The sequence below is a fragment of the Candidatus Omnitrophota bacterium genome (assembly GCA_040755155.1).
Lineage (GTDB): Bacteria > Hinthialibacterota > Hinthialibacteria > Hinthialibacterales > Hinthialibacteraceae > JBFMBP01.
Genome location: JBFMBP010000054.1, coordinates 101,253 through 112,402, shown reverse-complemented (window position 1 = coordinate 112,402; position 11,150 = coordinate 101,253). Strand labels below are relative to the sequence as shown.

At 49.3% G+C, this 11,150-nt stretch carries 9 protein-coding genes; 2 read left to right on the top strand and 7 right to left on the bottom strand.

Going from position 1 to position 11,150, the window contains the following annotated elements; all coding sequences use genetic code 11:
• Window positions 1-73: 73 nt before the first annotated feature.
• Window positions 74-409 (top strand): hypothetical protein, encoded by a 336-nt coding sequence (locus tag AB1656_06930; GenBank protein ID MEW6235104.1) that lies wholly within the window; start codon window positions 74-76, stop codon window positions 407-409.
• Window positions 402-662, top strand: a complete 261-nt coding sequence (locus tag AB1656_06925) for a type II toxin-antitoxin system RelE/ParE family toxin (GenBank protein MEW6235103.1) — start codon at window positions 402-404, stop codon at window positions 660-662. The genes AB1656_06930 and AB1656_06925 overlap by 8 nt, the downstream gene beginning before the upstream one ends.
• 156 nt (window positions 663-818) lie before the next feature.
• On the opposite strand, the gene AB1656_06920 is transcribed toward AB1656_06925, so the two are convergent.
• The 7 genes from AB1656_06920 to AB1656_06890 all read right to left on the bottom strand — a co-directional run bounded on the left by AB1656_06920 (window position 819) and on the right by AB1656_06890 (window position 11,014).
• Window positions 819-2,327 (bottom strand): laminin B domain-containing protein, encoded by a 1,509-nt coding sequence (locus AB1656_06920; protein MEW6235102.1) that lies wholly within the window; start codon window positions 2,325-2,327, stop codon window positions 819-821.
• Window positions 2,328-2,725: 398 nt separating this feature from the next.
• Window positions 2,726-4,537: a translational GTPase TypA gene (typA, locus tag AB1656_06915; GenBank protein MEW6235101.1), complete on the bottom strand. Its 1,812-nt coding sequence runs from the start codon at window positions 4,535-4,537 to the stop codon at window positions 2,726-2,728.
• Window positions 4,538-5,092: 555 nt separating this feature from the next.
• Window positions 5,093-6,202, bottom strand: a complete 1,110-nt coding sequence (locus AB1656_06910) for a peptidylprolyl isomerase (GenBank protein ID MEW6235100.1) — start codon at window positions 6,200-6,202, stop codon at window positions 5,093-5,095.
• Window positions 6,203-6,656: 454 nt separating this feature from the next.
• Window positions 6,657-7,259, bottom strand: a complete 603-nt coding sequence (locus tag AB1656_06905) for a prepilin-type N-terminal cleavage/methylation domain-containing protein (protein ID MEW6235099.1) — start codon at window positions 7,257-7,259, stop codon at window positions 6,657-6,659.
• 313 nt (window positions 7,260-7,572) lie between these two features.
• On the bottom strand, window positions 7,573-7,788 hold the full coding sequence (locus AB1656_06900) for a hypothetical protein (GenBank protein MEW6235098.1): 216 nt from the start codon (window positions 7,786-7,788) through the stop codon (window positions 7,573-7,575).
• Window positions 7,789-8,018: 230 nt separating this feature from the next.
• Window positions 8,019-9,086 carry a radical SAM protein gene (locus AB1656_06895; GenBank protein ID MEW6235097.1) on the bottom strand — a complete coding sequence of 356 codons (1,068 nt, stop codon included), beginning with the start codon at window positions 9,084-9,086 and terminating at the stop codon, window positions 8,019-8,021.
• A gap of 158 nt (window positions 9,087-9,244) precedes the next feature.
• Window positions 9,245-11,014, bottom strand: coding sequence for a LysM peptidoglycan-binding domain-containing protein (locus tag AB1656_06890; protein ID MEW6235096.1), 1,770 nt, complete (start codon window positions 11,012-11,014; stop codon window positions 9,245-9,247).
• Window positions 11,015-11,150 lie beyond the last annotated feature (136 nt).

The window sequence follows — 11,150 nt, the reverse complement described above, 5'->3', positions numbered from 1 at the left end:
AAAAAGACAAGATAAAACCGACTTTTCGCAGAAATAGCGGAAAATTTTACTCCGTAAAGAACGATTGTTTTCTATGGAAGCAACCGATCGAAGGCTGTATAATAATCCAAATTCACCTAGTTTTTATCAATCCCAATGGAAAACGAATAGGATGGAATGGGAGTTATTTACTATGCCCAAAGTCAAAACGAATATCCAAAAAAGATTGGATGACGCGCTTCCTTTGCTTTCCTCAAAACAACAAGAACTTTTAGCGGACTTCGCCGATTATTTGAAATCTCGCGAGGAATGGGAAGCCACTATGGAATTGCTTTCGGATTCTAAAATGAAAAGAGAGATTGAAGAAGGAATGGAACAAGTCCGTCGAGGAGAGACGCATTCTTGGAGACATATTCGTAAAAATGTATGAAGTACGCCTTTCCACCCAAGCTTATCGCACCTATTCCCATCTTGATTCTAAAACTCAAAAAAGAATAAATAAGATAGTTGACTCAATGGAAAAGGGCTATTTCCATAAAAATAATATTATTTCACTGCATGGGGCTTTGGCTGGCAATCTTCGTTATCGTTTCGGCGATTGGAGAATCGTTTTTACCATCGATTACGTAAACCAAGTTGTATTTATTAAGTCGATTTCATCAAGAGGAGATGCGTATCGATAAATTCATATTATTAATTTTTAATTGCGATTAATGGATATGTCATTCTTCTCTTTTACGACTATCCGTTAGATTTCATGTTATTCAAAAAAAATTCGCGCCTCCGCATATCCCATGCAAAGGCGCGAATATGTTTTTTGTCCAGCGAAAAACCCGCGTTCAGTAAATCGTCCAATCTCCGATCGGCGTGGATTCCGATACTCCTATCATCATGACGTTATCCAGGCCGCCGCGGTCATCGCCGTTGCGATACTCGCCCCGAATCCACAATTCGCGCAGCGTCGATAGCACCGCTATCATTTCCGCTTTGGTCGCGTTTCGATACGCTCCCACAACATTCCATCCCCCTTCTGTAAGAGAAACCATGTACGAGGTCCATTTCACTCCCGGCGATTTATGAAATTGGTAGGACAATCTCAATCCAGCTGCGCCTTGGAGAATAACGTCGGCTTCATCGTATTGTTCGGTGGGATCGGATTGCCGGATATCGTAGGTCAGCAATCCGCCATAGGCGGCCGATTTGTCACCCAGGAATTTCACCGGAGCGAACCAATACCATGTTCCCCCCGACACGTCGTCCACCGCTTCGATATACCCTCCGGGATTCCCGTCTACATTGCGATAAAAGGGGAGTTGCGTATTATCCTGGGCGTCGCCGATTACCAGCCATTCCTCGCGGTCGGCGTCGAAGGCGCTGGAGGCGATTTGAATCGACAATTCCGAGGGTATGGGCGCAGGCTCTGCAGGCGGCGTAACGGATTCCTTCGTCATGGTAAAATCGCCGGAATACGTTGCGTCCGCTTGAATGTCCAAAACAAATGGCGTCGATCGAATTTTGCCGCTGGTTCCATCCGTTGCGGGAGCAATGGTCAATGTCCACGTTCCTTGAATGGTTTTTCGATCTTCGCCGATCGTTCCTGAACCGGAAATGGTAACGGTTTTACCGCCCAGATTGGGAATATCCACCGTGGCGGAGAATTCGAAAGCGAACTCGCCTGTCTCAGACAACGTGAAAAATCCTACCGAGGGAATAGTGCGATCGATAGGACCGCGCTTATCGATCAAAAAACCGATCAATGTCCCGTTGGTGTTGAGAGTAACGCCGCCGGTCCAACCGATCTCCAATGTGGAGCCATTCAGCGTGACGTTCCAGTTACCCGCCGCCTCCTGCACGATCAGGCCGGGCAGTTCCGGAATCGAGCCTTCTTTTATCAGTAGAAATGGAACCGGCGTCGCACTGAACACTTCGAGAGGGACGATGAGTTTCGTATAAACTTGATTTTCCGTCCACACTCCGGCGATCATATTCGAGGCGGGAGAAACCAAACCCGCTCCCGCCGCTTCCACGGTCACCCGGTAAGCGCTATTTTCCGACGCCGAGGCGATTCCCCCCGCCGCGTAGATTACGGAACCTTCCTCGCCGACCTGCAAACGTCCTTGTTGAATCAAATCGAAATGTAAATCCTCACCGGTCAACTCATGAACGATGGCTTCCGTGCACTGGGTTACGCCCGAAGCGTCGATGGACATCACGCCATATTCGGAACCGCTCACAAATGTCGTAAGTTTCCAATTTCCAGCCAGATTACTTGTTTGCGCCCGCGTTATGCCCGGCAAGCCGAGTACGAAAATCCCCAACACTGTTAAACAGAACCAATTTCTCTTCATAGCGGCATCCTTTGTTTTGTGAAAGTGGCGTCATGAAAACGACGATTCTCAATCATGAGCGTCGATTCGGAATTTCCGCAATAAATATTAGCAAAAAAGAAACCATAATAAACGATTGTGAGACGAAAAAGTAATAATTTCGATAACTACTTCGCAATGAAGGATTTATGGCTCAAGGAGAGATGATGCGGGGGAGAGAAAGATGCAAATTTTTATCGGTGAAGAAAGAAAAAACGCTAATCATGTAACTACGAGAGATACACTGTATCTTCAAGCAATAAACGAAGCCATATCCCCATTGATTTCACCGGATACCAATAGGAAAAAATGACTTGACGATTCGTTCGTCCAACGAATCGACAGGAATTCCAGTTATTAGGCCGAGTTGAATCGAAGAATCACGGTTTTCGCTGGTTGGCTGGAAGTATGGTTTTTCGCAGTCTTACCGACTTGGGCGTCGCTTCCACCATCTCGTCTTCTTTGATGAACTCGATGGCTTTTTCCAAGGTCATGGGAATGACGGGCGTCAGAACCACGGCTTCGTCCTTTCCCGAACTGCGCATATTGCTTAGTTTCTTTTCCTTGCAAGGATTGACGTTGAGATCGTTGTCCCGGTTATGCTCTCCCACAATCATTCCCTCGTATACGGGATCGCCTGGACGGACGAAAAGCACTCCGCGCGGCTCCAAATTGAACAGAGCATAGGGAACGGCAGCCCCCTGGCGGTCGGAGACGATGGAGCCGGTCAGGCGCGTAACGAAATCGCCCCGATGCTCCTCGTAGCCTTGCAGGTAAGAATTCATGATGCCCGTGCCCTTGGTATCGGTTAGAAATTCGTTGCGGTAACCGATTAGCCCGCGCGAAGGAATAGAAAATTCCGTGCGCACCCGTCCGGTTCCATGATTGACGAGGTTGATCATCCGTCCTTTGCGTTGAGATAGTTTTTCCGTCACTACGCCGACGAACGTTTCGTCGCAGTCCACAAAAAGGTGTTCGATCGGTTCCTGCAGCATTCCGTTTTTGTATTTGAAGATCACCTGCGGCCTGCCCACGGCCAGTTCGAAGCCTTCCCGCCGCAATGTTTCGATCAAGATCACCATTTGAAATTCCCCGCGCCCTTTGACCATTAATACGTTGGCGTCGTCCGTCTCTTCCACTTGCAGCGAAACGTCGCTGAGCGTCTCCTTGAAGAGCCGTTCGCGGATTTTCGTGGATTGGACGAATTTGCCTTCCTTGCCCGAAAAGGGAGAGGAGTTGTTGGCGAATTTCATGCTGACGGTGGGTTCGTCAACCGTGATGCGCTTCAAGGCTTTAGGAGTTTGGCGGTTGCAGATCGTATCGCCGATATGAACGTCGTCGATTCCCGCCAGGATGGCGATATCTCCCGTCTCCACGCTCTCCACGTCTTTCAGTTTGATGCCTTCATAAACCGCCAGTTTGACTACGCGCAGCGGTTTGGCTTTGCCGTTGCCGTCAAGGCAGACCAAACTATCGTTGCAATGAGCGGCGCCATTGGCGATTTTGCCGATGGCCAGCCTTCCCAAATATTCCGAATAATCCAGATCGGAAACCAACATTTGAAACGGCTCGTCCGGATCGAAGGCGGGAGGAGGAATTTCCTTCAGGATCGTTTCGAAAAGGGGATGAAGATTTTCGCCTTTCTCTTCCAAACTGCGTTGAGCGATTCCCTCCCGCCCAATGGCGAAAAGAACGGGAAATTCGATTTGTTCTTCGTTGGCGTCCAAATCGATAAAAAGGTCGTAAATTTCATTCAATACTTCTTGGGGCCGCGCATCCTTGCGGTCGATCTTATTGACGGCCACGATGATCTTGAGTTTATTGTCCAAAGCCTTCTTCAAAACGAAGCGGGTTTGCGGAAGCGGCCCCTCCGAAGCGTCCACCAGCAAAATGGCGCCGTCGACCATCATCAGGGCGCGTTCCACTTCGCCGCCGAAGTCGGCGTGGCCCGGCGTATCGAGAATATTGATTTTCGTATTGTTCCAACGGACGGAGCAATTCTTGGCGGCGATGGTAATGCCTCGTTCGCGCTCCAGGTCCATGCTGTCCATGATCCGTTCTTCCACGGCCTGATTCTCGCGGAAGGCGCCGCTTTGCTTGAACATGTAATCGACCAAAGTGGTTTTGCCGTGATCGACGTGGGCGATGATGGCGATATTGCGCAAATTGGGATTTTGCATCATGGTTTTCATCGTAAATACTCATTCCGCAGAAAAACCCCCGCCCAAGAACGAGGGTTTCATCTATGCTTATCGTTCTATCGAAAAAGGATGCGTTTAGTTTGAAAAGTTAGACCCCAAAAATCGGCCTATCCAACACTAGAGGCAAAGCCGCCGAATAATTGTCTAAGCTTATGATTATACTTACTCTCCTGTAATCGGCAATGCTTTTAATATGAGAAGTGCGTTAAGTTCGAATTGGCGCGATTCTATCTTTGTCTGAATCAAGATGGTCAGGATTTCCAGGATTTTCAAGATAAAAAAATCATGGACATCCTTTCATCCTTGATATCTAGATACAGACAATAAAACACGCAAAAAAAGGGCGGTCTTATCGACCGCCTTTTTCCTGTTATACCAGTATGCGTTAGGATTATTGCTTATATATTCCCTCGCCCTCTGGGAGAGGGTAAGGGTGAGGGAATAATAAGTCTAATAATATCAACCCTCACCTAACCTCTCCCAATCTTGGGAGAGGAATTTGAAAAGCGACAATCTCAAAGCAGATTGGTATTATCCGGTTGCGAATTATTGTTTATCGATCATTTTCTTTAAGGCTTCGGGATCGATCTGGACGCCTTGTTTGGGCGCTTGTTCTTTGGGAGCGTTGCGCGCCTCCCAATCCGCTTCGCTCATGACGCGCTCGATCTTGGCTTCTTTCTTCAACAGATCCAGATAATCGCGAGTGGCTTGGTTGTATTTCTGCGTTTCGAGATACTTTCCAATTTTCTCTTTTTCCGTTTCTAAATTGGGTTTTTGCCGGTCGGTCACTTTAATGATGTGGTAACCGAATTTCGTTTCCACGATATCCGTCAGGTCTCCGACTTTGGCGTCGAAGGCGGCCTTTTCGAATTCGGGAACCATCTGTCCGCGTTGAAACAATCCCAGATCGCCGCCTTTTTGTTTGGAAGGGCAATCGGAGTATTGCTTGGCCGCGTCTTCGAATTTAATCTTGCCGCTTTGGATGTCGGCGCGGATAGCGGCTAGTTTGGTATTCAGTTCCTTTTTCTGCGCCTCGGTCACCGAACCGTCTTTGGGAAATTGCAGAAGGATATGGGAAGCGTGGACTTTTTCTTGGAAAGACGCGGGATTCTTATCGTAGAAATCCTTTATATCCTTTTCCGTCGGAGCTTCCGGCTTCTTGATATTTCGATCAATCACTTTCTTATAAAGCAGTTGGTCGCCGGTTTGAATTTGTTTGCGCAGGTCTTCTTCCGTCATATTGCTGGAGGCGAGAGCGTCTTCGAGTTTCATGTTGGCGGGAAGACTGGCTTTGATTTCTTCGATTTGTTTATCGACGTCTTCCTTCTCGACTTTCAGTTTCTGTTCTTCCGCTTTTTGTTTCAATAGATTTATGCTGATCAACGTATTCATCGATTCATTGAACAACAACGTGTTGGCTTTTTCCCGGACATCGGGAGTAACTTGTCCGCCCATTTGACGAAGTTGAGCCTGAATCTGTTCCAATATTTGCGATTCTTTTATCTCCTTCGCATTTACTTTACAGACGACGGGATCGTCGGTTTTCTTTTCGGGAGCGGCCTTATCGGCGGCCTCCTGTTCCGCTCCATAGGTGGAAAGAGAAAACGTCAACAACGCCATAACGCCAATGAGAATGCCTTTTTTAAGGTACAACATGGAAAGAGCTCCTTTGCGGGGTGGTGGATGAAGCGATTAAGAATCGATTCGTTATCTTGTTCCGATACGATCGTGGAATTCCCTGGAGGGTAAGAAGGGAATGGAGTTTATTACCTGCGGAAAGACAGATAAATAATTCCCGGCCATTCTTGACTCGTTGGATTGCAAACCCATTTCCAAAGGAAGAGCCGCCCTAACGCTGCAAGAAAAAAGCGCGCATAGGCTAGAGCCTTTGACAAGGCTAAACCATTGTTGGCGGAAATGGTTTTAATCCCAGATTATTCCCGGATATCGTTATATTGTTATTGGATAGAAACGAATAGTCAAGGAAATCGCCGCTTTCTTTTCCGTCAATGACGCGAATGTTGAAAAACGTCAATCGTGGATACGCAAAGAAGCGCCGAAATCTTCCGGCGCTTCCTCTTCATCCAAAATCTTTATTTTAAGGGCAAACTTAATGATTCTCGTTCGTCAAGAATCCCGGACCGGCGAAGTAGATGTCGCCACGGCTGGTTAAGCCATTGCTGGCGTCGAAGGGGATGCCCGCCGAGCTGAAATCCGCTTCCGCCCGCTTATCGGGCCCTTGGGAAGCGTAATAATAACGCGTCGATTGCGGCAAGGGAACCGAATTAATCGCCGTCGTCATCCACCCCCAATGCGCCAATCCCGGCTTGGCCACCCAGAGATCATAAGTGCGATATTTCCACTGGCCGCCGGTTTGCGTAACCCAGCTTAGGCCATTGGGAGTATCGTAATCGCCGAAAGGATCCTGCGGAAAGCCGTTAATGTATGGAATCGGCGTTGTCAATGCCGTCCAGCGGCATTCGAGAGGATTGGTTCCCCACCGGATCAGATCGATCCAGGGATAATCGTTGTTGTCCAACTGATACATTTCCATCGCCATACCGAAGGATTTTTGATCGCTTTGCACGCGCGCGATTTTCGCTCGCGTCTGCGCATTGAGAAAATTCGGAACGGCGATGGCCGCTAGGATCCCGATAATGGCGACAACAATAAGAAGTTCGATGAGAGTAAAACCCAATTCTCTTTTTTTCATGGCAATTCCTCCCAAATTCGAATAGCAATCGCTAAAGAGACGCTACTATAAAAAATATACCAAAAAACGAAAAAGAGTCTATATCCCTTTTCAAAATATTGGTTACTACGAAACAGGAAATACGGGCGTCCCGTCCGAAAGCGAAGATTAATGCGATTGCCTGCACTTATGGCTTACGTCTCCGCCATTCTTAAGGCTTGAAGGAAGCGGATTCATGGAATTTTGCGGGAAGGTTGAAAAGGTCTTTCTCCTGTTCCTCATTACCCTCAACCCGTCGGGGGCCTTTCCGTTCGCGCGCCCGTTCCGGCTTAGATTACGAAGGCAGGATGCACCATTTGCCCTTCATGCATCCCGCCGCGTAGCCTTCGGGCCAGAAGGTCGCCGCGATCTGGTGAATCAGGTCGGGAGAGTATCCTTTCAATCGCGCAGTTGAAATGAAAGAAGTCTCCGCCAAACCGTCCAATTTAAATACGCGCTTGAATTTATCCGCCATACGGTATAGGTTTCGGAGCTGCAAGGAACGAGGCATCTTTTTCCCCTTTTCTTATTTCGTCGTGAAAATTTTTCCGGGTTATAAGCCAGCCCATCCCGGAGGGGCCGCTCCACACATGCTTGAGCCGCCTCGAATTCATGCAAAATCCTCCATAAAACCATTTCATGAGGATCAGGTACGAATGAATAAAAGCAACCTTTGTACCAGGGGCGATGAGACTGGAAAAAAGAGGGGTTAATTATGGAGAAGAAGTACTGTAAAGAAAGTTAAATTTTAGATGAAAGGCGCAGCCATTCGCGAGCCAAGGCGGGATAGTTTTTCTTTCCGAACAAGATGCTGGCGGTAAGAAAGCATTCATGGGTGCAGGAGCAGTTGGTCTTGGCGATCCAATCCCGGCAATGTTGGGCGTTCTCCGAATGCCAGAGACGGTAAAAATCATAATCCGTTTCGCGGATATTCCCCAGCCGCGGTTGGCTGGAGGGCGTCCCGTCCAGCGGCGGATTCGGTTGATCCAGCATTTCGCATACGTTGACTTCCCCATCGGAATAGAGCACGCCAATAGCCGCGCCCGCCAGGCAGGCCACGCGGGACGAGGATCCGGAAACCACTTCGCGTATCGCCTCTCGCGCCAACCGGTTTTTCGCTCTCTGAATCCCCGCTTTCCAATCCCGCGCTTTTTCCTGATGGTAACGCTCGCATTGCGCAGTGAAATCCAGGTACTTCGCATGGGATACGTTCAACAAAGCGGAATCATGGACTTTGCCCCGAACATGATTGACCGACAGCCGGTCCACCCCCCAGCCGGAAATTTCGCCGTAGAGTTCGTCCAGCTCGTTTTCATTGCGGGAGGTCGCCGTAATGACGAGAGAGGACATTAAGAGGGGATGCCGTTGCTGGCAGGCGTTAATAACTGCGACGGTCTCTTTCGCCTTTTGAAAAGCGCCCGGCATTTTGCGGATGGCGTCGTGCGTTTTTTCCAAACCATCTATGGAAACGCCAACGTCCAGGACGAGATCGGGACATAGTTCATAAAGCCGGACAATGGATTTTTCCACCCAGGGCGGCCGGGAACCGTTGGTAACGATGCCCATGCGGCGAGTGTCGGCCAGGCGATAAAACGCGGCGGCCGCTTCCGGAAGGTCTTGGCGCAAGAAAGGCTCGCCTCCGGTAATGCGAAGAAAATCGAGCGGCCGAAGCCCTTGCGCCGTTTTTTCGATCTCCTCTACCGACAATTCGCCGCGCTTATTCAATTCGTCCAGATAGAAGCAATGCTCACAGCGCATATTGCAGCGGGAAGTCGCGTAAAAAATCAGATAACGCAGCCGCGGACGCATAACGGATTCACTCGATTTCGGAGCCTTTTTTATCCCAACAAAACGGGATCGGACGAACATCAATGTCCACGCCGACAGTATACTCCCCCCGCATCCGCTCCGCGAGCGCGGCGGGTGGATAAGAAAGCGAGGCGCTGGATTTTTCGTCCGGAAAACGTTTAGGGGATGATGAGGGATTGCCCTTGATGGATCGTCGTGCCCTTGATGCGATTGGCTTGCTGCAGGCTGCGCACCGACGTCTTGTAACGGTCGGCGATTTTGCCCAGCGTGTCGCCGTTTTGCACCGTATATCGCTGCGGCTTGGCGGCGGCGAGTCGGACGGTCTCTTTTCCGGGGACAATAGTCAATTTATCGCGGGGATAAATGGAATTGGATTTTTTATTGTTCAAGCGCTTGATGTCGTCGATGCTGGTATGGAATCGAATCGCGATTTTTTCCAGAGAATCCCCGGTTCTAACCGTATAGACGATCGGTTCGTCGTCGCTTTTTGGGGCAGACGCCGCACGATCGCCCGATTCTGCGAGCTTCGCATTGGTAGGAATGCGCAGCGTATCGCCTTTGTGGATTAGATTGCTTCTTCCGATGACGCCGCGATTGGCGTTGCGCAGAGCGGCGATCGTCGTTCCGTATTTGTGGGCGATGGAATCCAAAGTTTCGTTGGATTGTACGCGATGTTCGGTATTAGCATTATCCGCTTTGGCCGTCATCGCGGACGCCGGCCGCTTCGACTCCAATTTTTCCATTTCAGAAAGAACGATGGCCGACATTTCTTCCGTTGGATGGAAGAATTTCTTGGCGATGGATTCGAAAATCGCCATCACGACTAAATCGCGATTCATCTCTTTTGCGAAAAACTCATGATCTACCGGATGGGTGATGAAGCCCATTTCCACCAAAACGGAAGGCATGTTGGGTTGCTGCAAGACGATGTAGCGGTTGGGCTTGATGGAGGGTTCGCGCAAAACGACGCCGGAAATTTTTTTCATCTCTTCTGTGATATCGATCGCCAACACCTTGCTGTTATAAGAGACGTTGTCCCGCTTCAAGGAGGAGATGATGGCGGGAAGATTGTCATCCCATTGTCGATCGTTTTCCAGCGTCTTCAAATCCTCCAGATCGCGGTTGTGAACATTATCTACATAATCGTCGCCCAGATAGTATATTTCAAAACCCCGCACTGAACGGTGGCTGGTTCGAGGGGGCGGCGCATTGAGATGCAGGGAGATATACGCATCCCCCCGGAATTCTTTCGCCAGTTCCACGCGATAACGCAAAGATTCCCGGATTAAATCTTTGCGCGTATTTCCTTGAGCGCCGAAGGGGATGGGGAGATAATCGCCGTTGCGGGTTAAATAGGCGTTGACATTGGGATCGTTGTCGAATAGTTTTTTCAGCCGCTTCGCCATGTCGAGCACAAGAGTTTTTTCGTTCATACGCGGCGCTGCGACGGCGTAGCCGCCCTCGGCGCCCGGATCGAATCCGCCGTGTCCCGGATCGATGACGACGATCTTACCGCCGCTTTGCTTGAAACTTTCGATTTTTCCCAAGGAAGGAGCGCCGCTGGTATTGGGGCGAAGGAGCGGCAGATCGATCGTAAGGATATCATCCCAAAAATGCCACTGGATTTCTTTTGCATTGACGTTTTCTTTCAAGGGAATGGTAACAATAAGCGAATTGCCTGCCGAAGAAAAAACGATTTTGCTCAACGCCTCGCTGCGGAAGGAGAGTTCGCTATCGACCGATCCCAATCGAACCCCAGAAAGTTTCGCCATAAGATGGCTTGCCGTCAAAGGAGTGATTTCTCCGCGAACGTACTTGCCCGAAAATTCCAGACAGATATTGGTATACGAGGGATAATCGCTAACGCGTACGTTTTCAAGCGTTAGCGGCGAATACCGCGCGCTCTGCGCTTCCATAGAAAAAAGCAAGACGCATCCCGCCATTCCTGCAAAAAAACGAAATAATCTTATTACGTTAAAACCCATGTCAATACCCCTGCTTCGTCCTTTCTTGCCGCCGAAAAGACGCTTTCCCAAGCCAAGCGGTTTGCTGGATAACGTTAAT

Coding starts and splice junctions, on each gene's coding strand:
- AB1656_06930 (MEW6235104.1), top strand. CDS start 74: ATGGAAGCAACCGATCGAAGGCTGTATAATAATCCAAATTCACCTAGT.
- AB1656_06925 (MEW6235103.1), top strand. CDS start 402: ATGTATGAAGTACGCCTTTCCACCCAAGCTTATCGCACCTATTCCCAT.
- AB1656_06920 (MEW6235102.1), bottom strand. CDS start 2,327: ATGAAGAGAAATTGGTTCTGTTTAACAGTGTTGGGGATTTTCGTACTC.
- typA (MEW6235101.1), bottom strand. CDS start 4,537: ATGAAAACCATGATGCAAAATCCCAATTTGCGCAATATCGCCATCATC.
- AB1656_06910 (MEW6235100.1), bottom strand. CDS start 6,202: ATGTTGTACCTTAAAAAAGGCATTCTCATTGGCGTTATGGCGTTGTTG.
- AB1656_06905 (MEW6235099.1), bottom strand. CDS start 7,259: ATGAAAAAAAGAGAATTGGGTTTTACTCTCATCGAACTTCTTATTGTT.
- AB1656_06900 (MEW6235098.1), bottom strand. CDS start 7,788: ATGCCTCGTTCCTTGCAGCTCCGAAACCTATACCGTATGGCGGATAAA.
- AB1656_06895 (MEW6235097.1), bottom strand. CDS start 9,086: ATGCGTCCGCGGCTGCGTTATCTGATTTTTTACGCGACTTCCCGCTGC.